The organism is Chryseobacterium sp. S90 (assembly GCF_047444895.1).
Classification (GTDB): Bacteria; Bacteroidota; Bacteroidia; order Flavobacteriales; family Weeksellaceae; genus Chryseobacterium.
Genome location: NZ_JBLGCX010000003.1, coordinates 125,109 through 147,184 on the forward strand (window position 1 = coordinate 125,109; position 22,076 = coordinate 147,184).

The 22,076-nt window shown below is 33.6% G+C and carries 22 protein-coding genes; 12 read left to right on the forward strand and 10 right to left on the reverse strand.

Features of this window, described 5'->3' with window-relative positions; genetic code table 11:
* Positions 1-12: 12 nt before the first annotated feature.
* Together ACLMCG_RS10520 and ACLMCG_RS10525 are read right to left on the reverse strand one after the other, a co-directional pair.
* Positions 13-1,224 carry a winged helix-turn-helix domain-containing protein gene (locus ACLMCG_RS10520; protein WP_413959504.1) on the reverse strand — a complete coding sequence of 404 codons (1,212 nt, stop codon included), beginning with the start codon at positions 1,222-1,224 and terminating at the stop codon, positions 13-15.
* Between the two features lie 128 nt (positions 1,225-1,352).
* Entirely contained in the window at positions 1,353-2,300 is a 948-nt protein-coding gene (locus ACLMCG_RS10525; protein ID WP_223599543.1) for a beta-1,6-N-acetylglucosaminyltransferase, read from the reverse strand.
* Between the two features lie 444 nt (positions 2,301-2,744).
* Between ACLMCG_RS10525 and ACLMCG_RS10530 the strand changes: the two genes are divergently transcribed.
* From ACLMCG_RS10530 to ACLMCG_RS10540, 3 genes are all read left to right on the forward strand, one after another.
* Positions 2,745-3,530, forward strand: coding sequence for a DEAD/DEAH box helicase (locus ACLMCG_RS10530; RefSeq protein WP_413959505.1), 786 nt, complete (start codon positions 2,745-2,747; stop codon positions 3,528-3,530).
* Between the two features lie 129 nt (positions 3,531-3,659).
* On the forward strand, positions 3,660-3,854 hold the full coding sequence (locus ACLMCG_RS10535) for a cold-shock protein (RefSeq protein WP_309874697.1): 195 nt from the start codon (positions 3,660-3,662) through the stop codon (positions 3,852-3,854).
* A gap of 345 nt (positions 3,855-4,199) precedes the next feature.
* Complete coding sequence (locus ACLMCG_RS10540) at positions 4,200-4,661, forward strand: MaoC family dehydratase (protein ID WP_223599546.1); 462 nt, start codon at positions 4,200-4,202, stop codon at positions 4,659-4,661.
* A 176-nt stretch (positions 4,662-4,837) separates the two neighbouring features.
* On the opposite strand, the gene ACLMCG_RS10545 is transcribed toward ACLMCG_RS10540, so the two are convergent.
* A complete protein-coding gene (locus ACLMCG_RS10545; protein WP_413959506.1) occupies positions 4,838-5,902 on the reverse strand; it encodes a serine hydrolase domain-containing protein in 1,065 nt (354 codons plus the stop codon).
* Between the two features lie 209 nt (positions 5,903-6,111).
* Here ACLMCG_RS10545 and ACLMCG_RS10550 point away from each other — a divergent pair, with 209 nt between their 5' ends.
* Both ACLMCG_RS10550 and ACLMCG_RS10555 read left to right on the forward strand, forming a co-directional pair.
* Positions 6,112-6,942, forward strand: coding sequence for an SDR family NAD(P)-dependent oxidoreductase (locus ACLMCG_RS10550; protein ID WP_413959507.1), 831 nt, complete (start codon positions 6,112-6,114; stop codon positions 6,940-6,942).
* A 61-nt stretch (positions 6,943-7,003) separates the two neighbouring features.
* Positions 7,004-7,924: a helix-turn-helix domain-containing protein gene (locus ACLMCG_RS10555; RefSeq protein WP_413959508.1), complete on the forward strand. Its 921-nt coding sequence runs from the start codon at positions 7,004-7,006 to the stop codon at positions 7,922-7,924.
* Between the two features lie 22 nt (positions 7,925-7,946).
* Here the strand turns inward: ACLMCG_RS10555 and ACLMCG_RS10560 are convergent, their stop codons facing one another.
* The 3 genes from ACLMCG_RS10560 to ACLMCG_RS10570 form a co-directional block, all read right to left on the reverse strand.
* A complete protein-coding gene (locus ACLMCG_RS10560; protein WP_413959509.1) occupies positions 7,947-8,435 on the reverse strand; it encodes a GNAT family N-acetyltransferase in 489 nt (162 codons plus the stop codon).
* Between the two features lie 129 nt (positions 8,436-8,564).
* The gene (locus ACLMCG_RS10565; protein ID WP_413959510.1) at positions 8,565-8,723 is read right to left on the reverse strand and encodes a hypothetical protein; all 159 of its coding nucleotides are present in this window, start codon (positions 8,721-8,723) and stop codon (positions 8,565-8,567) included.
* Between the two features lie 97 nt (positions 8,724-8,820).
* Entirely contained in the window at positions 8,821-8,967 is a 147-nt protein-coding gene (locus ACLMCG_RS10570; RefSeq protein ID WP_223599557.1) for a hypothetical protein, read from the reverse strand.
* A gap of 109 nt (positions 8,968-9,076) precedes the next feature.
* On the opposite strand from ACLMCG_RS10570, the gene ACLMCG_RS10575 reads away from it, so the two are divergent.
* On the forward strand, positions 9,077-9,895 hold the full coding sequence (locus ACLMCG_RS10575) for a hypothetical protein (RefSeq protein WP_413959511.1): 819 nt from the start codon (positions 9,077-9,079) through the stop codon (positions 9,893-9,895).
* A gap of 591 nt (positions 9,896-10,486) precedes the next feature.
* Here ACLMCG_RS10575 and ACLMCG_RS10580 read toward each other — a convergent pair.
* Complete coding sequence (locus ACLMCG_RS10580; RefSeq protein ID WP_413959512.1) at positions 10,487-11,167, reverse strand: hypothetical protein; 681 nt, start codon at positions 11,165-11,167, stop codon at positions 10,487-10,489.
* Positions 11,168-11,766: 599 nt separating this feature from the next.
* On the opposite strand from ACLMCG_RS10580, the gene ACLMCG_RS10585 reads away from it, so the two are divergent.
* The 4 genes from ACLMCG_RS10585 to ACLMCG_RS10600 are packed head-to-tail and all read left to right on the forward strand — an operon-like array spanning position 11,767 to position 16,617.
* Complete coding sequence (locus ACLMCG_RS10585; RefSeq protein ID WP_413959513.1) at positions 11,767-13,032, forward strand: reverse transcriptase family protein; 1,266 nt, start codon at positions 11,767-11,769, stop codon at positions 13,030-13,032.
* 58 nt (positions 13,033-13,090) lie between these two features.
* Positions 13,091-14,284 carry a hypothetical protein gene (locus tag ACLMCG_RS10590; protein ID WP_413959514.1) on the forward strand — a complete coding sequence of 398 codons (1,194 nt, stop codon included), beginning with the start codon at positions 13,091-13,093 and terminating at the stop codon, positions 14,282-14,284.
* Positions 14,281-14,931: a hypothetical protein gene (locus ACLMCG_RS10595; protein ID WP_413959515.1), complete on the forward strand. Its 651-nt coding sequence runs from the start codon at positions 14,281-14,283 to the stop codon at positions 14,929-14,931. Before ACLMCG_RS10590 ends, ACLMCG_RS10595 begins: the two co-directional genes overlap by 4 nt.
* Positions 14,932-14,934: 3 nt before the next feature.
* Positions 14,935-16,617, forward strand: a complete 1,683-nt coding sequence (locus ACLMCG_RS10600) for a response regulator (RefSeq protein WP_413959516.1) — start codon at positions 14,935-14,937, stop codon at positions 16,615-16,617.
* Between the two features lie 254 nt (positions 16,618-16,871).
* On the opposite strand, the gene ACLMCG_RS10605 is transcribed toward ACLMCG_RS10600, so the two are convergent.
* Positions 16,872-17,093, reverse strand: a complete 222-nt coding sequence (locus tag ACLMCG_RS10605) for a hypothetical protein (protein WP_047421839.1) — start codon at positions 17,091-17,093, stop codon at positions 16,872-16,874.
* Positions 17,094-17,184: 91 nt separating this feature from the next.
* Here ACLMCG_RS10605 and ACLMCG_RS10610 point away from each other — a divergent pair, with 91 nt between their 5' ends.
* Together ACLMCG_RS10610 and ACLMCG_RS10615 are read left to right on the forward strand one after the other, a co-directional pair.
* Complete coding sequence (locus ACLMCG_RS10610) at positions 17,185-17,706, forward strand: hypothetical protein (protein ID WP_413959517.1); 522 nt, start codon at positions 17,185-17,187, stop codon at positions 17,704-17,706.
* A gap of 530 nt (positions 17,707-18,236) precedes the next feature.
* Complete coding sequence (locus ACLMCG_RS10615) at positions 18,237-19,379, forward strand: serine hydrolase domain-containing protein (RefSeq protein WP_413959518.1); 1,143 nt, start codon at positions 18,237-18,239, stop codon at positions 19,377-19,379.
* A 67-nt stretch (positions 19,380-19,446) separates the two neighbouring features.
* Here ACLMCG_RS10615 and ACLMCG_RS10620 read toward each other — a convergent pair whose 3' ends face one another.
* Both ACLMCG_RS10620 and ACLMCG_RS10625 read right to left on the reverse strand, forming a co-directional pair.
* Positions 19,447-20,505, reverse strand: a complete 1,059-nt coding sequence (locus tag ACLMCG_RS10620; protein WP_413959519.1) for a serine hydrolase domain-containing protein — start codon at positions 20,503-20,505, stop codon at positions 19,447-19,449.
* A 140-nt stretch (positions 20,506-20,645) separates the two neighbouring features.
* Complete coding sequence (locus ACLMCG_RS10625; protein ID WP_414136881.1) at positions 20,646-21,791, reverse strand: helix-turn-helix domain-containing protein; 1,146 nt, start codon at positions 21,789-21,791, stop codon at positions 20,646-20,648.
* Positions 21,792-22,076 lie beyond the last annotated feature (285 nt).

Genomic DNA, 22,076 nt, shown 5'->3' on the forward strand with positions numbered 1-22,076 from the left:
GATCATTAAAAGTTATTTTTTAAACTTTGATCTGGATAATTCCTTTTTGACCATAGCACCCAATTTTGGCGGACTTACTTTGGTCAGCACCAGCGATTCACAGCCATTAAAGACCGCAAAACGTTTTACGGTTTCTACAAAAGGTGTCAGCCAGACTTCAGGAGCTATAGTATGGTTTTCAATATGCAAATGGATAAGCTCAAACTTTTTTTCCTTTCTGTGCGCTTTACAATCTACTCTTCCGATAAACTGATCTTCAAATAGGATCGGCAGACAGAAGTAACCATACTGTCTTTTTTCTTTCGGGGTATAACATTCCAGCCGGAAATCAAAATCAAAAATCTGCTTGATACGGTCACGGTGAATAATAGAATTATCAAACGGTGACAGCAGCCATACATTGGAAGCGGTCAGGTCAAAACTTTTTTCCAGCAGATCATTCTGAACAAAAACAGAATTTCCTCCATCCACTTTGATTTTTGAGATTCTATCTTCTTCCAGCATATTCTGTAATGCTTCATTGACATTCTTTTTCAGGTCATTGCCGCTCCGAAGATGGGTAATCTGTTTTACCGTAGTAAATCCATAAGCACGCAGATTAGTTGTTACCAGATATTCTGCCAGCTCAAGTGGAGTAGGTTCTGTAGTATTAATGAAAGCGGGTAGAACCCTTTCAGCCAGATCATATGTTTTCTGCATGCCGGAACGTCCGCTGATCATCAGGTCTCCCTGCATGAAAAGTCTTTCAAGAGCTAGTTTGGCAGGTTTCCAATTCCACCAGGTTCCAGCTTTATGACTTTCGTTTTCAAAATCTCTTGCCCGCTTAGGCCCTTCGTTGCGAATGATGTCTGTGACATATTCCATCACTTTTGGATCTGCATTATAATAGCGGGATTCTCCCCGTTTGATCGTCAGCATTTGAGGTAAGACATACCGGAAATCCTTCATCGGAAGATATGAGGCAGCGTGAAACCAATATTCAAATACTTGACGTTCTTCTACCAATTCATCCAGATAATCTGCCTTAAAGTCCGGGATTCTCGTCCACAGTGTATGATGATGGGCACGTTCCACCATAGATAATGTATCAATCTGTATATAACCGAGATGTTCCAAAGCATGAAGAACGGCATCTTTTCCGGTCCCGAAAGGAGTATTTTGTGTTAATCCCTGACTATCTAATGTTGCAAGCTTTAGGTGCTCCAATGCCAACTTCTTTTCCATATCCGAAAAAAACAGGTTTGTGATGTTTTTTCAAATATAAGGATTTGACCGAAAAGCTTTGAGTAAGATATCATTTAAATATGCGGGTAACAGCTGGTAATATATGCTGATACTATAGAGGTAAAAAATCAGTTGTTCTGGCGGTTATCTCTTTTTAGTTCTCTTTCAATTTCATTTACATAGGGTAAAGGAAGATGAAAGCTTTCTTCAATATACTTTCTGATATTTTCATCAGTTTTGTTGTTTATCTTTCTGATAAAAAGCTGATTACCTGATTTTAAAGATTCAATATAAGTGAATGTACTCTGTGTGTTTTGAAAAATTGATTTCTCAAGTACAGCTCTCTTATCATCATTAATAATGATATCACTAAATGATGTGTTCATAAGAACAGTCTGAAAAAAAGATTCTGCAGGTAAAAAAGTATGAAGATAATAATCCTCAAAATTCATTACGGTTTTATTATTGGTCAAAAATACACAGGTTTCTCTTGTGAACATGAACCATTTTCCGCCAATAAAAGGGATTACTCCTTTCATAAATGCTCTTTTGTAGATAAAAGAGGAAATCACATAGGCAAATTCTGTAAAATAACTTTGTATTCTTTGCAGCGTATCTGGTCTGTAAAATTTCTGGTCGTAATAAAAAAGATAGTTTCTGTCTTTATGGGCAGAAAGAAACTGGCGGATGATATTTTGTGATTTCAAGGGATAGTCCTCTCCGCTCAGATTAATAAAATAATCCCATTCTTGGCTTACATTTAAGAGAAATTCCATAGCATTCAACTCAGCCTGAACCATATTGAAGCCTCCTGAAACAATATTCATGCTGTCCAGAATATAGACATTGGGAAATTGAACTACATATAGCTGTATTTCTTCAATGAAATCGGGCTTGGCTTTTCTGTCGATATGGATAAGATAAAACTGATCCCTTGTATAAATTTTCTTAAACATATCCTTAAATACTTCAGATTTATGATGTACCATAATAAAATAAGCAATTCTTACATGTGAGCCTGTAGGTGACTCTAGTGTTTTGGGATAAGGTTTCGTTATAGGATCAGAAGTCTGCATGATTTGGAGTTTAAAATCATCCGCGCCGGCAAACAATTTAATTAATTGCTAGAAGGTAAGAATAAATTTTTGATAATCAATTAATTAAATAAAATTGTGTTTGCTTTTTTTTATTGTAGGTTTGTAAAATATTTATAAAACAGGTCACTGCCTTTGCTATTCTGTCATAGTTTAAAATCACATTTTTTTCTTTCAGTTTTGCTTTTTCAGCTACCAGTTTATAGTCTTCATTCCCTGGCAGGAATCAGAGATTATAAAGTTCTATTGTAGAGAAGCGATACGTCATGGCTGGATAATCCCAAATATATTAAGGATATTATTGTAGCCAAAACAGGAAAAAGATGAGCAGAGAAAAACATTCTTTATTGTTTATCCTTACCATACACCAATTCAAATTCTGATCAACAGATTTGCTTACAAAATACCGGAAATCCGGAATTTATAATGAATTTTAAAAATTTAAATCTAATCAATCCAATTATCCGTGCAGTGACAGAAGCCGGATATTCCAGGCCTACTGAAATACAGTGCAAAGCAGTTCCGTCTATTTTAGCCGGAAGAGATGTTGTAGGATGTGCACAAACAGGTACAGGAAAAACAGCAGCATTTGTTATGCCTATTTTGCAGCTGCTGAAAAGACATACCCAGGAACATAAAGAAATACGAATTTTAATACTTACACCAACACGGGAGTTGGCTATGCAGCTGGAAGAAAATATTGGAACTTACAGTAAATATTTACCATTGTCTCAATTTTCCGTTTATGAAGGTATTCCCATTGGAAGCCAGCTTGCAGCACTCAGAAAAAGAGTGGATATTCTTGTGGCAACACCGGGAAGACTGCTTGCTTTAGAGAATCAGAGACATCTTGACCTTTCCAAAATTGAACTATTTGTTTTAGATAAAGCAGATAGGATGCTTGATATGGGATTCATGAATGAAGTGAAAAAAGTTTTAAAACTGCTTCCCCAGAAAAGACAAAACCTGTTTTTTTCTACAGCAATGCCCGGAAGCGTAAGACATTTTGCCGGAACAATTCTGAACAATCCTGTGGAGGTGATTGTCAGCCCGGTTTCTTCAGCAACAAAGATGGCTGAGCAGTCTGTTTGTTTTGTAGAAAAAGAAAAGAAAGAAGATTTGCAGACAGATACACTGCAGAAAAAAAATATAAAATCACTGGTTTTTGCACGCACTAAACATGTAGCCAATAAACTGGTCCGGCAGGGGTAGAATTTCCGGATATTCCTGAAACCTGTGTTCACAGGATCGGATGAACCGGAATAGAAAGAACTGCTATTTTTTTTAATAGAAGCTGTAGCGTTTACAGACTATAATACACAATTTTTAATAATAATTACAATGCAAGAAGGCACCGTAAAATTTTTCAATGAAGCAAAAGGCTTCGGTTTTATTACTCCAGCAGATGGAAGTAAAGATATATTTGTACATTCTTCAGGATTAACTACAAGAGCGATCCGTGAAAATGATAAAGTAGTTTTTGATGTACAAAAAAGTGATAAAGGCTTAAATGCTGTTAACGTGAAGTTGGCATAACTAAAGTCTTACTTTCAGGTATGTTACAATAACATGCCTTTCCATATTAAGTTTCATATTTTTTATATTTTTTACAGATTCAAAATCCATAGAGCTTAGTATCTGGATCTATTGTTTGAAAAAACTTGGATGTAATTTAGGTTACTTTTTATTTTCATTAGCCTCTTACTTTATGTGAGAGGTTTTCCGGGATTTGAAAATATAAGAATGATAATTGGATCAGATATTGATAGACTAAGATTGAATGTCTGAAAAATATAAAAATATGCAGACTTGGTATACAGTTATTGTAAAGTTGATGACAGCTGTAAATATTTTAATCCCTCAAAAGGTTCAGAAAATAATATGATTATTATTAATAATTTTAATGAATATAAGTCTCTTGAAGGACAGATGATAGGTGTTTCTGCTTGGCATACAATAGATCAGGATCAGATCAGCAGATTTGCAGATGCTACTTTAGACAATCAATGGATTCATACAGATAAAGAGAGGGCAGAAAAAGAAGGCCCTTTTAAATCAACCATTGCTCATGGTTATTTGACATTATCATTGATTCCTTATCTCTGGAAACAGATTGCAGATGTCCGGAATGTAAAAATGGAAATCAATTACGGAATAGAGAATCTTAAATTCGGAGATGCTGTTCCTGTAGATAGTGAGGTAAAGCTGCAGGCAACGGTAAAATCTGTAATCAATCTCAGGGGAACTGTAAAAGCAGTAGTTGAAGCCAAACTGCTCATTAAAGATCATATAAAACCTGCCTATACGGGCGATGTGGTTTTCCTTTATCATTTTAAAGATTGATTTCTTGTGAGTGTAAAAGTTGTTAATATTTAGTGTTTTATAAATAAAAAAGCACCATTGAGTTCAATGATACTTTTAAATTTTTGCTACCTGCTCAGTGTATTTATAAAACAGATGTCCATGTATTTTTTAATGGGTAGTTGTTATTTCATGACATTCAAACTATTGTGTAGATTTTACTGTTTGTCTTTGATTTCAGGAAGTTTAATTTCTTTGTTATAAAGGAGATTGACCACATTTTTTATGAAATCCTCCTTCTTAATCCGTTCTCCATTGGTATTATAAGCGATGGAGAGGTCTGCCTCCTTATTATAGATGAGAATGGCGTGTGATCCTAAGGTATCTCCGCCATGACCGTAAAATGTAATGCCGTCAAAATCCCAGATTGCCACTCCTCTTCCCCAGTTTTCTTTTCCCAATACAGGCTCCATCAGTTTCAGTGTTTCTTTTTTCAGAATGACATTATGGAATAAACTGTTGATGAAAATATTCAGATCATAAGGTGTTGAGGAGATATCACCCACGCCAATTACATTCAGAAAGTCTATTTCCTCTTTCAACATGCTCCAGGAATTGTTTTCATAACGATAAGGAAGAAATATATTTTTTTGATGGGCTTTGAAAGGCGTTAAATTTTTTAATTGGAGAGGTTTTATAATTTCTGATTGTACGATCCTGTAAAACGGTTTTTCATATTTTGTTTCGAGAATTTTCGTTAAAAGATAATAAGCAGAGTTAGAATAGGCTACCTTTTCACCCGGCTCAAAACTCTTCCCCTGTTTGATGATCAGATCCATGATCTCTTTGTCATTCACTTTTCCGGTAACCCATACTTCTCCATCTTTCACCACATAGCTTCCCAGCCCGCTGGTATGTTCTAATAGATTTTTAATGGTAATTTTATCAGAGTTGGGAACCTCCGGATAAAACTCTGAAAGCTGAGTATTGAGAGTCAGTTTATTTTCTTCAATTAATTTGAAAATTAAAACGGCAGTAATCATTTTGGTCACAGAGCCTACCTGATATTTAGTATCCTTATGATAAGTTAATTCCGGGATGTTTTTTTGTCCGAAATTTTTAGAATAAACCTCTTTGCCATTTTTAAAAATCGATAAACTGCCCACTCCCAGATTATTCTTTTCAATATAGCTGAAGTATTGATCTAATTTTTCCGGATTGATGGTCTGTGAAAAAAAATAACTGGAAATAAAAAGAAGTACTAATGTGATTTTAATGTTCATGATGAGTCTTTGTGGTTAGTCATTTTTAAAACAACCGGATGAGTAAGAATATTACATCGTATGGCGTTTCTATCCTCCAAAGCTCAATTAAGTTGTAGTTTTGCTTCAGCTTAAAGATCCTCAATTCGCCTACAAAGGTCTGCGATTAGACTACAATTTCAGGAGACAGGCTTTATAATTTTGTTTTATCAAAAAAACATTTTAAAATTATGATACAGCAAAATAGAATCTGGTTTATAACCGGAGCATCAAGAGGTTTCGGACGCATCTGGACTGAGGCAGCGTTGGAACGTGGTGACAAAGTGGTGGCCACCGCAAGAAAACTGGAAAGCATTGCCGATTTTAAGGAGAAATACGGTGATAACGTACTTACTTTAGCATTGGATGTTACCCAGCCTGAGCAGGTAAAAGAAGCCGTACATAAGGCTCACCAGCATTTCGGGAAGCTGGATATCGTACTGAATAACGCAGGATATTCGCTGGTAGGAACTATTGAAGAGGCAGGTGCAGATGAAATCCGTGCTTTATATGAAACCAATATTCTGGGTCCTGTAAGTGTCATTCAGGCGGTATTGCCAATCATGAGAGAACAGGGATACGGGCATATTCTGGGGACATCAAGCAATCTCGGACACGTTACATTGCCAGTGATTGGGTATTACAGTTCTTCCAAATGGGCTTTTGAAGCCATCCATGAGAGCCTTGCGGAAGAGATCAAACAATTCGGGATCAAAGTGACGATTATAGAACCGGGAGCGTATGCCACGGAATTTGGAAGTCAGGACTCACTGAAATTTTCTCAGAACATGGAGGTGTACAATGACTTTAAGACAGAATTTATAAAGACCATTCAGTCTTATGAGAAGGGAGATCCTAATGCGACGCCAGAAGCACTATTCAAAATGGTAGATGCTGAAAATCCGCCGTTGCGTTTTCATCTGGGAAGTCATAATCTTCCTTTGGTGAAGTCTGTATATGCAGACAGAATCAATCTCTGGGAAGCGTGGGACGAAGTTTCCAGCGCGGCGCAGGGATCATAATAAACAGTAACAGCCGGTTATAAAATTATAGCCGGTTTTTCGTACCTTTAAAATACCATTTATGAAAAAGACAGATCAAACTCCGTTCAAATTTGAATCGTTATCAGAGGCAAGCCGGTTTTTCGGACTGCCAACCCCCAAGCATCCTCTCATCAGCTTAATGAATGGGGCGCACAATCTGGTGGCAACAGATAAATTGTCTCAAAAACATGTGCTGAGTTTCTATAAAATATCCTATAAACCGAAACTGGACGGCAGAATAGAGTACGGACAAGGCTACTACGATTTTAATGAGGGCGGACTGCTCTTTGCAGCACCCGGCCAGGTGATAGGAGGGAACGGAAACAGTGATACCGTCTGTTCACAATATTCTCTGCTCATTCATCCTGACTTCTTTCTGGGATATCCCATCGCCAGGAAGATCAGACAATATGGTTTTTTCTCCTATTCTACGAAAGAAACCCTGCACCTTTCTGAGGAAGAGAAAAATACGGTACTTTCTATCTTTAATTTTATTGAGTCTGAACTCAACAGCCGTATTGACGACTTCAGCCATGATGTGATGATCTCTCAGATAGAGCTGCTTCTTAACTATGCCAACCGTTTTTATAAGCGCCAGTTTATTACGCGTAAAGCTACCAGCAGCAGCCTTCTGCAAAAATTTGAAGATTTGCTGGATGGATATTTTAAAGATGAAATGTCTCTTAATAAAGGAATACCTACGGTAAGTTATTTTGCAGAAAGCCTCCATCTTTCACCCAGCTATTTAAGTGATATGCTTCGTTCCTTAACGGGGCAGAGTACCCAGCAGCATATTCATGACAAACTGATCAGCCAGGCCAAAGAAATGCTTTCCACCACCAGCCTGTCTGTAAGTGAGGTGGCGTATGCACTGGGGTTTGAGCATTCCCAGTCGTTCAGTAATTTATTTAAAACAAAAACCAAGCTTTCTCCTTTGGAGTTCAGGAAGTCTTTCAATTAATCTTTGCGGTATATGGGCTGCATTAATGGTCAAGTCTGTAAATAAATTCCTCGATCTCCGTTTGTCTGGCATTGGCAAAGCCTTTATCTGTACCTACTTTTACAAAGCCACAGTTTTCCAGTACCTTCTGCGAACCCAGATTGTCAAAGGCTACCCGTCCGAAAATTGGCCTTGTGGTTTCAAGAGTGAGAAAATCTTTCAATGCTGTTGTGGCAACACCTTTTCCCCAGAAAGGCTTATCAATCCAATAGGTGATTTCCGCATCCCCTTCCATGATAAATTTGGCAATGCTTCCGGCGATCTCGTTACCTGCCATAATCGTCTGATTGTTGATGGTAGGATCAGCAAGCAATCTTGTAAATTTCGCCAGATAGGCTTCTTTATCGGTGGAATCTTTTGACATAAAGGCTGCCAGATGCCTGGCTTCAGGCTCAAGCTGAAATTCAAATAGAATATCCAGATCCGCTACTGTGGTTGGTCTGAGTTGTATTTCATAACTACTGTTTTTCATGTTAATGGATGTGTTGGTTGATCTTCAAATATAATTAAATATTGGAATCAAAAGCAATGGCCTAACGATGCAAAGTCTCATGACTTTGAGCTTATCGATAACAAGTTTCTAAACCAATTTATTATATTTTTAAAAAAATATATGAAGATTTTCTAATCTATCTATTTCTTTATTTAATTCATTAAGCAATTCAAATTGCTTGTTAATATACTCTTGGAAATTAATGGCTTTATCATCATGAAGTTTTTTATTTTCTAGATGAGCTTTTCTGATTTCTTTGTGTGTCATGGATTTTATAGTATTATTATTTTTTCAATAGAGCCATAGCTGCAATTAAATATGGTTGAAGTAAAAACAAGAATCCCAGCAATGCTGGGACTCTTGTTTATTTTGAATCTCCAGGCTTGTGCTTGTGAGGCTTTAACTCCGGATGCTTTGGTTTCGTTTCCGGTGTTACCCTTCTTCTTCTGTCTGGGGTTCCGTCAGATTTGTCAGGTTTTGGGCCTGGTTTAATTGCTTTTATTGTTTCCATAATAAATTTATTTAACAGATGAAATTTATCACGATTCAATGGTTTTACATTACGGTTTTCCGTTACGAATGTATAATTATCTCCTATATTTTTGTGCTAAAAAATTTTTATGTTACTAAATTTAATTACTATCTCATTTGGTGTTGGAGAGTTTTTTTCAACAGTATTCTTAATGTTAATTATTTTATCATTCTGTGCATATCTCTACAGAATTTCTAAAAAGTATCAGAAATCTAAATATGCAATTTCATCTTTTGCAATCATGTTGGCATTACATTTAGTCGTTTTCCCTTTCTTATATACTTTAATGCTTAAAAGTAACCCAAATAGTTTTGAATTTAAAACAGCTATTCATGATAATCGAAAACAGGTAGTGATGAATGAGTGGATTGATGATTCTAAAGATATTCCATCCCAAATAAAATATCTTGAAAATATCAAGTTGTCAAATTATACAATCTTAAACAAGTCGTTAAAAGAATTGGAGCAATTAACTTTTACAGAGGGCTATATATTACATTCAGATTTTGATTTTAATATTCCTGGAAAAGATTATATGGCAACAATTTATATATTTGATAAGAAGGGTGTTTTAAAAAAGAAATTTAGGAAGACTGGTGGTCAAAGCGAATTAGATTCTATGAAATTTGGAAGTGTAATCACTCATGATATTAATTATTTAAAAAATGAACTCCACTACTACAAAGTTAAAAAAGCCGAATTAGATAAAAACAATTTTTGGACTTATGCGACATTGCTTCCTTATAGTGCATCTTCTCTATTCACAGGAAATATGTCTCCATTGACACCAACAGCTAATATATTTTATACGATTCATTATATCATAATCTATTGTATTGGTATAGGTGTTTTTCTTCATTTTCTAATTAGAAATCTGGAATTGATTATTAGAAATCGAAAATCTTAACCTCAACTATAATGTTGAATAACTTTGCAGAAGGATAGCCACAAATAAGCTTTATCCCTTTACCCCCTTCGGAATCCCCTCGAGCCACTAATACAAGGGGCTAGACCCTCTTTGATAACGGTCTCTAGCCCCTTATGTAACACTCTTTACCCCCTTATACAACCCCCTATACCCTCTTACCCAAGGGGGTAGATCCCCTTACTTAAGAGGCTGGAGACACTTGCTCAAGGGGGTAGAGGCTGTTCAGAAGACCCTGGAGAGGGTATGATAAGTGGGTAGAGCTACTTAGATAACGGTCTGGAGGTAGTTTGTAGGTTTCAGGACACACTTATATCATTGTCGATATACACTTATCTAAGTGTCTGTAGACAGTTGTTTAAGTGGTAAGAGCGACCAGGGAAGAAGCTGAAGATATTTCTGTAAGTGGCTCCGGACACTTGGGTAAGTGTTGCAGATTATTTTTGAAGGGGGTGCAGACAGTTTGGAAAATACTTCCGGATACTTGTGGAAATGTCTGGAGGCTCTTTGAAAGTGCTTTCAGCCTTTGTGTTTGAATTCTATGTTTTTATGAAAGCACTGCAACCAGCGTGGTTAATAATATTCAAATACTCTTTCTGTTTTTTGTTGTATTGCTCCCTGATCATCTGCTAATTCTTCATAAATGGAGTTGGCTTGCGGATCGAGTTTTACATTTTTATAAATGAGCTTAGATTTTTTTTGCTTAATGGCATCTTCAAGAAGGGTTTTACTTCTCATTTCATTAATGTAGGTGTAAAAAATAGTGCTGTTAACCGGGGTTTCAAAGAAATTTCCGGTTTCTTCTGTTTTTATAAGACGGTTATTTTTGTCAAAATAAAACAGCTTGCTAAGGGATATATTGTGAGCAGAATCTTTTGAAACTCTTTTGTACAGAGAATCCGAAACTTTTTCAAAATAGCCTGTAGTTTCTATCTTCTTATTTCCAGGATTAAAGGCTTCAAAATAGCGTTTGGCTTTGTCCTTTGAATTATAAATGATGATCTTATTGATAGATCTTTCCTGAGAAGGTCCGCTTCCGATAGCATTGTAATATTCTACTTTTGTCAGAAAACCCTCTTTGTCATAATAGGAAATATTTTTATAGCTGTTTTCCGGTGAATAAGTGATGATCTCTGTGATGGTTTTGGGATGCCCGAAATAGTTAGAAAACTTAAGGTCATTAATGATAGATTTTTCCTGACCACTTACAAGAGCATATAACAGAATAAACAGATAGCTAAGTTTTGTTTTCATGTGGTAGTGTTCGGGTGTTCTATAATTTCGATAAGTCTCAAATATAGGCAACTCTCTTCAATTATAGATGCAACGGTGCAATTGATTATTTATAATGAAAAGGATTTTTAGATCATTTATTTTTTAGTATGTTATAATTTATAATACTACGGCTATATTAAAAAAAATCTTGCGGGATCGATGATTCGAAAAAAATTATCTAAAATTTTAAAACGGATTAGCAGATTTTTAGTTATTGCCATTTCAATTCTTAGTATATTTACGAACTTTTAATTAAGTAATTTATAAAATTTAATTTAAAAATGCACTTTTAAATTGTACGTTTGTAAATTCAATTACTATTCATTGATAAACCGTAATTGAAATATTGACTGTCTATCTCTGATAGACTTGCCTGCTGGGTTTATAAATTTTTATAAATCAAATCGGCAGGTGGTTTTGGAGTAATCCAAAACTGAATGTTAATGATGTTATTATTTTCGCTATATACTTTTAGCCTTATAGTCTCATTGACTTATATTTTTATTTAGATCCTTTTAGTTTTACATAAAGAAAGAATAAAAATTACGGTTTTCAATGAATTTAACTGATTGCAAAAAATGAAATTTAGTCAGGAACAAAAAAATGAAATTCGAACACTATTCTGTAAAATGAATAGTAAAAGTGATTTCCTTTCTTTATTAAATAAAGCAAAGATGTTTGAGTATGGAGATAAGGTAATTGATTTTGAAGAAAGACAACTTAATTATTATATTAATAAGGATTCTATATTTAAAACAGATGCTAACAGTACAATAAAATATATTGACAATCCATATTACAATTCTTTTTCAATAAAAAAGAAATCAGGTAAGGACAGAGTTATTTATTCTCCAATAGAAGGACTAAAAAATTTTCAGAAAGCCTTGAATATAATTTTGCAATGTGTTTTTGATCCTCATGAAGCTTCTACAGGATTTGTTATTGGTAAGTCTATTGTAGATAACGCTAAGGTACATGTAGGACAAACTTATGTCTATAATATTGATTTAAAAGATTTTTTTTCAAGTATTGACAAATCTAGAGTTTGGGGAAGATTGTTAGTACCTCCTTTTAATCTAAACACGACTCCAGAAAGAAGAAAAATTGCTAATATGATTGCAGGGTTATCTTGCACTTCGATTGAAGTTGAACGTTTTATCAACGGAGATTGGAAAAAGATATCAACGTCGGTATTACCACAAGGGTCACCAGTGTCACCTGTAATTAGTAATGCTATTTGTGAAAGATTAGATAGACAATTAACAGGTGTTTCTAAACGATTTGGACTAAATTACAGTCGATATGCTGATGATATTACTTTTAGTAGTAAACATAATCTTTATCAAAAAGGAGATGGTTCAATTGAGAGGATTTTTGCAGTAAATAGTACATTTGATTTAGAGGTTCGGCGTATTATTTCTAAAGAAAATTTTCATATTCAGGAAGATAAAATTCGTTTACAAAAAGAAGGTTATCGTCAAGAGGTAACGGGTTTGCTTGTAAATAATAAAATAAATGTTGCAAGAACATATATAAAACAATTGCGTCAATGGATTTATTATTTGGAAACCTATGGTTATGATAAATCATATTCACTTTTCTTGGATAAATATTTAAAAGAAAAATACTTATTGTCTTCACAGATGCCAAATATGTTGATGGTTATAAAAGGTAAATTATTATATCTTAAAATGGTGAAAGGTGATAATAATGAAACTTATTTGAAATTAAAGAATCGTTTTGACTCTATATTAATTTCTCATTCTCCCATTAATTTAATTCTCAATATTTGGGAAAATGAGGGAATTGAAAAAGCAATGGAAATTTATTATAGAAAAAGTTGAATAATAAATAAAAATTACCGGATCATATGTAGATCTTATTTAATTAATGACTTTAAAGATGGATAAGAAAATATCTTTTATAATAGAATTGTTAAATTCGAAAAAGATTAGCGTTTCTCAGAAGGAAAAAATTTTACTTCTATCAGTTAATGAGTTGAAGAGATTAAACATAAATGAAGATAAAATAATGAGTGAAATTCAGGCATTAAAATTACGAATAGATGCTATTGTAAACGCGAAAAAAAAATTATCATCACTCGATTCAGATTCTTTTCAAAATATAATTAAAGATGATTTAGGATTACAAAATCATACAATTAATTTAACGAAAAAGAAAAAACATTCTCCAAAAACTATGGTAAAGTTCCTGTATAATTTTAGTATAGGAGAAAAATTTAAATGGTTTACACATAATCCTGAAGGATTATCAGAGTTTGATTATGAATCATACGTTAATAGTGCAAATCAAGATTATAATTTGGTTACTGGATGGAATATTAATAATGTAACTTATCATAATGTGAAAAACTTCATTATTAATACAGGGGATAAACATAAAACTAATATTTATGGAAAAGGTAATATAAAATTGTCTTGGAGAGATGTTAAAAAATGGTGTAAAGAGCATCCAAATGAACATCCTTATAATGCAGAATTAGATGGAGATCTATTTAAAAAATATATTAATCAATTTAAACAAATAATTGAATTTAGGACTGATGAAGCAGATCTAACATTTAATATTAGAATAAAAAAACTAATAAGAAGTTTAGTAGGGGGTGATATTATAATTTCCTTTAGTGAATCTTTTAATGATATTGGGCAATCTGTTAAATTATTTTGTGATACTAATTTATTGTTTAATGCTATACAACAAATATCTGAATGGATTTTAGCAAATAAAGCAAAATCATCTGATGTAGAAGTAAATTTAAAAAACTGTGATGAGTTTTACATTCTTGAAATAATTCATAGAAATAGTTATTTGTCAATTCCTATTGATGATGTAAAATTACTAGGCTTGTCTGGCGATTTTGATAAGGTAAGAAAGATGCTTTTTAGCGTTGCAGATTGGGAAATAATTGCCCAATTAAAATATAATGAAAATATTCAGGCTTTAAAAATAATTTGTTTAGATGAGAATACTAAACTACAAGATAATTTGATGTCTTCAAATATTATAGAGACAAATAATGAGAATGTTAATTACGTAAAACATGTATTGAAACTTTATAAAACTCAAAATTTATGATTTACTTATTTGAAGATAGAGATGGAAGAATGAGATCTTATCTAAAAGAAAATCTTGATTCTTCTCTAATAGAAGTAGCAATTATTGACTGTCAGAAAAATGAGCTGGAAGATTATTTATCAACTAGATTTAAAAATTCTGAAGCTATCATTTTTCATTCATCTTATTCATTTAGTGATAATAAAATTACAAATGAAGATGTGAAAAAATATTTTATTAGCCAGGAAATACCTTTTGTTTATTTTAGTGGAGGGCTTAGTAATAATTTGGTGGTTGAAAATGCAATTATCAATGGCAACGTTAATAGTGGTGACATGTATAAAAATATAAGTTCTTTTTTAGAAGATTACAAAATAAACAAGAAGGTTAATATACCAATATTAGTATATGGAAAACAGTATTTGTTAAATTCGTTATTGGAGTTGCAGTATGTAATTGTATTATTTTTGTTTAATAAAGCAAATGATTATGAAATCACTACAAATGACCTTTATGAAATTACAGATTTAATTGATGCTAGATTAAAAGAAAGTGAACTGGAAGAGGCTAAAAGAAGCCTACGTGAATATCTAACCGCAGATCATTCAAAGCCCATATATAAACAAAATTTATTGTTGCAAATTCAAAAATTGATTGATAAATATTAAAATATGAATAGTATTTATTTTTTACCGTATTCTGGAGTTCAGAAAATTGATGAATTCAACGATAAGCTAAAAGAAAATTTATTAAATATTACTAATGTTGTACCAGTATATTTAAGAAAGCTTTCAGATTATTTTCCTGAAAATTGCATGATATGTCCAGATTTAGTTTTTATTCCATCAATTCTCGATAGTAGCAATCCAATGTCATATGATGGGATTGATTTGGCAATTCGTTGGTATATTCATGCTATTTCTTTAAATAAAACAAATTTTAGACTTGTAATCTTAGGAATAGAAGATAAGGCCTCTTTTTATCAACATTGTAATTATTCTAACTTGTTAAAATGTCCCAATGTTGATTATATTCAGAATAGTTTTGAGTATATTAAAAAAATAATTGATGAAAATATTTTAAAAGAATTTGATAGAAATGAAGCTTTAGAAAAAATAGATCTTATTGGTATTAAGCCTCCTACTAGTTACAAGTCTCATCATTCTATTTCAAATGAATGGTCAATTCTACGGTGGGCAAAAGCATTAAATATACAGGCAGAGTTTAATAATGAGCTTGAAAAAAACGAGAGTAATATTAATGCTTCTTTATTTTATAAATATTTAAGTATAAAGTATCCGATGTCTCCCATTGGACCACTTAATATAAAAGTACTTAAAAATAATGGTACTATTTTACTCATTGATGATGAAGTTGAAAAAGGATGGGGCTGTATTTTTCAAAGAATTTGCACAAATAAGAACTTCAGTTTTATAGGAGTAGATTTTAAAAAAATTAAAGAGCGTGATGAGATAGTTGAAAGAGCTTTTCAAAGTGCTATAGATGCCGAAGTAATAATTTTAGATTTACGATTACATGATGATGATTTTGATGAAAGAGATCCCAAAAAATTAACGGGCTATGCTTTGCTAAAAAAAATTAAAAACCATAATAAAGGTATTCAGGTTATTATTTTTTCTGCATCTAATAAGGTTTGGAATTTACAAGAACTTCAAGAAGTTGGTATTGATGGTTTTATTTTAAAAGAATCACCTGAAAATAGTATTGATCAAGAATTTACAAAACACTTAATTGAAAATATATATCAGACAATTGATAATTGTCTTGCTTATAGCTTTTTGAAAAAAAACTTTGAGAAATATAATTTTTTAAAGCAACAATTAGAACCAAGAAGAAATAGGAAAGAGTTGCCTAAAGCGTTTGTGAATGAATATTTAAAATGGTTAGAATTTGGAATATCTAATATTCTTAAATATAAATCTAACGAAGGAAATATTATGTCATTTTTGATTTTTTTTACTGTCTTAGAAAATATTGCAAATAGAGTAATTGATGTTGATAATCCAATAAATACCTCAGTTTATAATGAATATAAATATGAATACAGGCGTGATAATAAGTTTTTAAAATATTATACTTTAGTTCCTCATTCGGGGTTGTACATTGATTCTGGTAAGGATTTAATTGCTATTGGAAAAATAAATTGGACTCAAAAAGTGATAAATACACTAGCTGAATTATCATGCAATCTAACAGATATAACTTCTTTAATTAATAAAAGAAATGATATTATTCATTCAAACTCAACTACAGGTAATTCTATAAACATTTCTGAGGATGAATTAAAACATATCTTTGATATTATAACAAGTGATATTGAAAATATTCAATAATGTTGATTTATACAGATCCTTTGTAGAACTACTTTAATATATATTGCTTTGATATTAAAAAAATACATCTATTAATGCGTTGCAAATTGATAGTATTATTTAATTATTAGTAATTATTGATTTTGAAATCTTTACTGAAAATCTAGCTTTTCAAACGGTTAATAATTATAACGGTTATTAGTTCTCTATGTGTTGAGATTAAGAAATAAATCCCAACTCACGTCAGGATTTATTCATTATATTATTTTCGTAATCTATATTCCAACCATCTTAAAGAAGCTAGCCAGTGTTAAGTTCTTAGCATGGCAAATTCGCATGATTGTAAGAAGAGCAATTTGATAATTTTCATCATCTTTTATTCTTCGGACAGTCTTTTCATCGATATTATGATCTACTGCAAATTTGCTGTTATTGTTCAAAGGGATAACCCATTCATCCCTTATAAATTCAACAATCTTTCTATTTGCTTCTGTCATAGAAACAAATAAATTACTTATTCTTATAAAAATCTCGGACTCAAGTCCGAATGTTTGCAATTTTTTATTACATTTATAAAAAAATACAAACATGAAAAAGACAAGCACACATTTTGAACCTCAGCTTTGGAAAGGGGGTAAGAAGCGCTCCGGGTTACAGCTAATGGCGAATTTTTTCCAGTTCAATGATCTGGCAGCCTCTAAAGAGAAGTTAAACAGCATTATGAGTTACGCCGTAAAGCGAAATAGCTGGATCAATGAAGATCCGGCGGTAGTTTTTCAGTTTCATCAGGCGGTACGGTCGTTTGTGCGTGCGTGCTACCTCATCCATTTAGAAGGAAAGAAATGGGTTGCAGATCCTCCGCTGGAAAATCCTTCTCCATGGGTTCTCGGCTTGCTTTCGCAGAAAGAATACCAAAATCCAGTGTTGGTTTTTAAAAAAGCATTCAAAGAATACAGCGTCAAAGAGTTTGATTATTTTATGTCCGGGATTGTCTATTTCTCAATGGGTATGTATGAAAATCTGCCGGAAAGAAATATTGTCAATCCATACATTCATCTGATAAAAATGCTGGATGCGGGGCATCTTATGCTGGAAAGGAGAGGGAGGTAGGAGCTGGGAGTGGGAAGATGGAAGAAGGGAGGTTGTCTGAGCCGTAATGACGGGGGCTTGTAGAAACATCTGAATTTCAGTGCTGTCATTCTGAATGAAATGAAATGTAATGAAGAATCTCATATATTTTAAAGAGATTCTTCCTTCGTCAGAATGACAGTGCTGGGCTAAGGATTTAACGCAAAGGTTTACTACCATCATTATCTTATTATAAGGGAGCAAAGATAGAATCAATTGCATTGATTTTTCTAAGCGAACGCATAGCCATACAGCTTCATCCGCGACTTTATCACCCTCTTAGCTGCCTTAAATATAAAATGATTTGAACGTGATCTTTGTGTTTTAAAGAAATAAAAGGCTGGAAGATAGAAGTTATTTTAGACTGAATACAATGACGTTTTTTAACTGAAAAACAGAATACTCCTGAAGCAGAGCATACTATTGATAATATTCTTTGTATTTTTAGTACGGCAACAAAGGTGAAGAAAGTGTTGATCTTTCAATCCGAAATATTGTAAACAAATAGAAAAATGAACGGCAAAATAATACAATCCATCTTTGGTTTTTCTCTTACCATATTTCTTTTTTCCTATTCGGGAACAAAGCACGCTGTTGAGGTTGAAAAGGTGAAAAAGGATTCACTCTATACCGAAATTCAGCGGATCGGTTTGGAAGCAACCAGGAATAACAATGTTCCCGGGGTAGCCGTAGCCGTTATTCAGAATGGAAAGATAGTCTGGACACAATGTATAGGATTTGCTGATAAAGAAAGCCAAAAGCCGGTAACCACAGAAACCATTTTTAATGTGGGTTCTGTTTCAAAAATGGTATCTGCGTGGGGCTTCATGCAACTGACAGAAAAAGGACTTGTAAAACTGGATGACCCTGTAAATGAATACCTGACCCGCTGGAAATTACCTGCTTCCCAATATGATATTTCAAAAGTTACATTGAGACGTATTCTCAGCCATACGGCAGGACTTTCTGTACATGGTTACGGAGGTTCTGAACAGGGAACAAAACTGCTGAGTCTGGAAGAATCTCTTTCCGGAAAGACAAAAAGAAATGGAGAAAGTTTACGTTTAATCAATGAACCGGGAACACAATGGGAGTATTCAGGCGGTGGTTACACGCTGGCACAGCTGATGCTGGAAGAAAGAACAAAGGAAAAATTTGCAGATTATATGAAAAAGAATGTTTTCAACCCTTTAGGATTGAATCATACTACTTATGAATGGACGGAAGAAATGATGAAAAATTCTGCAACGGCTTATGATGCATCGGGCAAGCCTATCAAGAACAGAATATTTACAGAACAGGCTGCAGCAGGATTACAGACGACAGTGCTGGATCTGGCGCATTTCGCAGAACTGTCATTAACATATGAATCAAACAAGCTGCATAAAGTCTTGAAACCGGCAGCCATACAATTGATGGAAAAATCTGTTTCACCATTTTCCGATAAGGGAAAGAGTGGTCTTGGATATCGGTTCATGTATTATGAAGGGCTTGAAACGGTAGGGCATACCGGGGAGAATGAAGGCTGGAGCGCCGGCGTGTTTATGCATTTGCCCACAAAGAGCAGTATTGTAATTCTCTGCAATGGTTCCAACGGAGATCGTGTTTGGTATCCCATCTATCAGAGCTGGGCAAAAAGAATAAGAGCAAATTGAAATAGAATACCATAATAAAAAATCCAGAAAATTGTTTTCTGGATTTTTGTATGATGGCTTAGAAGATTTATTTCAGTACTTTGTCGTAGATCTCATTCAATAGGTTTTGTCTCATCTTAGAATTTCTTTGATTTAAAAGGATAATTATGCCCCATTTTTTTGCCCTGTTGTAGCAGATGATGGAAGATTGGCCCATAGAATCGCCGGACTTCAGATAAATGGTATTCTGATCATCTGTACTAATGGTAAGACCTAGTCCCATTTCTCTTTTTTCATTTTTATAGTAAAGCTTTTCTGTGAGCAGTGCGGCCTCAGATATTGGATTTCCGTTGGTAAGTACAGCTTTCAGATAGGTGATCATATCCGAGGCATTTGATTTTACCAATCCTGCCGATGCTGTAATGTTCCACTTGAAAAATTCCTGAACACCGCCATTGGGATTGTAGCCCGCTGTGATGTTTTTCACATTGAAATCTTTTGTCAATGTGTTAGTCATCTGCAGAGGAGTGATTATTTTTTCACGGATTATTTCATCGTAGCTTTTACCATACACTTTTTCCAGTATTTGTCCCAGCAGTGTATAGCCAATGGTAGAATAGCGGTATTTACCATAATCAATGAGTTCATTGCAGTTGTTGACAATGGAAGCCAGTGTTTTTTCTGTGACATTACTTACCGGCTGTTGCGGATTTAATTCTATCAGTTTGGCGAAATCTATATCCGGCAGACCAGACTGATGAGAGGCCAGATCTGAAATTCTGATTTTGTTTCTGAGGTTTTTCTGTAAAATATAACTTTTAGGCAGGTAATTGTCAATATAATCTTCCGGTTTTAGTTTATTTTCAATAACCGCCTGGGCAATTAAATTTGAAGTCAGAATTTTGGTAATAGATGCAATTTCAAATATGGAATTCTTGTTAATGTCAACAGAACTTTCTTTGCTAAGTTTTCCATAAGCAGTATAATATTCTTCATCATTACTGATCAACCCAACACTGATGGCAACATCCGGATTTTTCTGATAATTGTCTTTGATGATGGAATCTATTTTTTTGGAAATGTTCTGTCCAAAAGTAAAAGTACTGATCAATAATAGTACTGCTAAAAAGGTGAATGAAGTTTTCATTGTATCGTTATTTTAATAGTTAAAAATGATTTCGATACAAAGATGTGGAAGTACCTAGATCTACGCGACCGAATAAAAGTATTCGGCCTCATTAGTCTGAAAAAATACGTTCGGGTAATGTAAGATACGAGTACGAGTAATTACAAGGTGTTGTTTTGTAGCGAGTTGCGATACTCGGTGGGTGTGTTCCCTGTATGTTTTTTAAAAGCAGTATTGAAGGAAGATTTTGAATTGAAACCAACTTCATACAGGATTTCCAGGATGGTCACTTTATTTTTTGTGGTGTCTTTTAGAATATTCATTGCATGTTCAATACGATAGGTATTTACAAAATCGTAAAAATGCTGTCCCAATTGATGGTTGATAAGAACAGATAACTCACGAACGGGAATTTCGAGCTCTTTTGAAATATCCTGTATGGTTAAAGAAGGACTAAGAAACGGTTTTTCTTCTGTCATGAATTTCTTCAGTTTCAATAATTCTTTATTGTGTATATTTTCATTAACGGCTTCGGAATTATTATTTTTTTCCTCAGAAACAATATCGGAAACAAGCTTTAGTTTGGAATCAATATTTCTAAAAAGGCCTGGATTATTCAGTGCTTTATACAGATACCAGCACACAATAAAAAGCTGAAGGACCAATGCTCCTATTTTTATCCATTCTGAGATGTACGGATAATCCGAAAACTTGAAAATATTCTTCAATAAAGCAATGGAATATAAAATGGTAAGCACCACCGTAAACTGGAACAACCAGTTGTAGGAATTGACATGGGTGCCGGCATTATTTTCAAGGTAGAGCTTTTTAGCCTTTCTTAAAAGCAGGAATACAGCAGTAAAATAAACAATCACCTGAATATGGAACAGGATATGATTGAACTGAAGCTCTGCCATATGCTGACGATTGACAAGGAAGTCAACTTTAGAAGCGGTATCTACAGCGTAAAAACGGGGCAGCAAAACAGCATTCACAACTAAAAAGGGAAGAAGATGAATGAGGTATTTTGGTCTGAGTTTAAAATCAGAATAACAAACAGACAGCACATACAGATAGAAAACAGGAATCTGTAAAAACGCAAATGTATTTCTCAGCATTCCCAGGTTGGAAGGACCATCAGAAACTGAATTCAATAAAGGCTCACTCACATCTATGGCGGTGAGGATAAGGAAAAAAGCAAAAAGGCGATTACTGGTTTTGTGTTCTGTTTTGACAGTAAGTAAAAAAAATACAAGAAAGAATGAAACGAACAACGAGATGATTGTTACGATACTTAGTAAATTCATTTTATCCATTCATAATGCTTTATATTCTGTATTTAGACCCAGGTTTTACTTTCGTAAATATAATTATTTAAAAAACATAAGTAAGCAGGTTTCAAAAAAGGAACAGAATATTGTTTGTATTGATGCAATATAATGTGACGCAAAGATTTTATAATTCAAATATCAAACTCTAAGGGAGCAAAGATGGGATCAATTTCATTGATCTTTCTAAGCGAATGTATATCCATCTACCTTCATCTGCGACTATGTCACACTCTTAGCTCCCTTAAAGATAAACCGTTTTGA

Excerpts from the sequence above, each read along its gene's own strand:
- ACLMCG_RS10555 (WP_413959508.1), top strand. The coding sequence starts at position 7,004 with ATGAAAAAGACAGATCAAACTCCGTTCAAATTTGAATCGTTATCAGAG.
- ACLMCG_RS10525 (WP_223599543.1), bottom strand. The coding sequence starts at position 2,300 with ATGCAGACTTCTGATCCTATAACGAAACCTTATCCCAAAACACTAGAG.
- ACLMCG_RS10590 (WP_413959514.1), top strand. The coding sequence starts at position 13,091 with ATGGATAAGAAAATATCTTTTATAATAGAATTGTTAAATTCGAAAAAG.
- ACLMCG_RS10580 (WP_413959512.1), bottom strand. The coding sequence starts at position 11,167 with ATGAAAACAAAACTTAGCTATCTGTTTATTCTGTTATATGCTCTTGTA.
- ACLMCG_RS10545 (WP_413959506.1), bottom strand. The coding sequence starts at position 5,902 with ATGAACATTAAAATCACATTAGTACTTCTTTTTATTTCCAGTTATTTT.
- ACLMCG_RS10550 (WP_413959507.1), top strand. The coding sequence starts at position 6,112 with ATGATACAGCAAAATAGAATCTGGTTTATAACCGGAGCATCAAGAGGT.
- ACLMCG_RS10585 (WP_413959513.1), top strand. The coding sequence starts at position 11,767 with ATGAAATTTAGTCAGGAACAAAAAAATGAAATTCGAACACTATTCTGT.
- ACLMCG_RS10620 (WP_413959519.1), bottom strand. The coding sequence starts at position 20,505 with ATGAAAACTTCATTCACCTTTTTAGCAGTACTATTATTGATCAGTACT.
- ACLMCG_RS10575 (WP_413959511.1), top strand. The coding sequence starts at position 9,077 with ATGTTACTAAATTTAATTACTATCTCATTTGGTGTTGGAGAGTTTTTT.
- ACLMCG_RS10560 (WP_413959509.1), bottom strand. The coding sequence starts at position 8,435 with ATGAAAAACAGTAGTTATGAAATACAACTCAGACCAACCACAGTAGCG.
- ACLMCG_RS10530 (WP_413959505.1), top strand. The coding sequence starts at position 2,745 with ATGAATTTTAAAAATTTAAATCTAATCAATCCAATTATCCGTGCAGTG.
- ACLMCG_RS10520 (WP_413959504.1), bottom strand. The coding sequence starts at position 1,224 with ATGGAAAAGAAGTTGGCATTGGAGCACCTAAAGCTTGCAACATTAGAT.
- ACLMCG_RS10625 (WP_414136881.1), bottom strand. The coding sequence starts at position 21,791 with ATGAATTTACTAAGTATCGTAACAATCATCTCGTTGTTCGTTTCATTC.
- ACLMCG_RS10565 (WP_413959510.1), bottom strand. The coding sequence starts at position 8,723 with ATGACACACAAAGAAATCAGAAAAGCTCATCTAGAAAATAAAAAACTT.
- ACLMCG_RS10570 (WP_223599557.1), bottom strand. The coding sequence starts at position 8,967 with ATGGAAACAATAAAAGCAATTAAACCAGGCCCAAAACCTGACAAATCT.
- ACLMCG_RS10615 (WP_413959518.1), top strand. The coding sequence starts at position 18,237 with ATGAACGGCAAAATAATACAATCCATCTTTGGTTTTTCTCTTACCATA.
- ACLMCG_RS10600 (WP_413959516.1), top strand. The coding sequence starts at position 14,935 with ATGAATAGTATTTATTTTTTACCGTATTCTGGAGTTCAGAAAATTGAT.
- ACLMCG_RS10595 (WP_413959515.1), top strand. The coding sequence starts at position 14,281 with ATGATTTACTTATTTGAAGATAGAGATGGAAGAATGAGATCTTATCTA.
- ACLMCG_RS10605 (WP_047421839.1), bottom strand. The coding sequence starts at position 17,093 with ATGACAGAAGCAAATAGAAAGATTGTTGAATTTATAAGGGATGAATGG.
- ACLMCG_RS10535 (WP_309874697.1), top strand. The coding sequence starts at position 3,660 with ATGCAAGAAGGCACCGTAAAATTTTTCAATGAAGCAAAAGGCTTCGGT.
- ACLMCG_RS10610 (WP_413959517.1), top strand. The coding sequence starts at position 17,185 with ATGAAAAAGACAAGCACACATTTTGAACCTCAGCTTTGGAAAGGGGGT.
- ACLMCG_RS10540 (WP_223599546.1), top strand. The coding sequence starts at position 4,200 with ATGATTATTATTAATAATTTTAATGAATATAAGTCTCTTGAAGGACAG.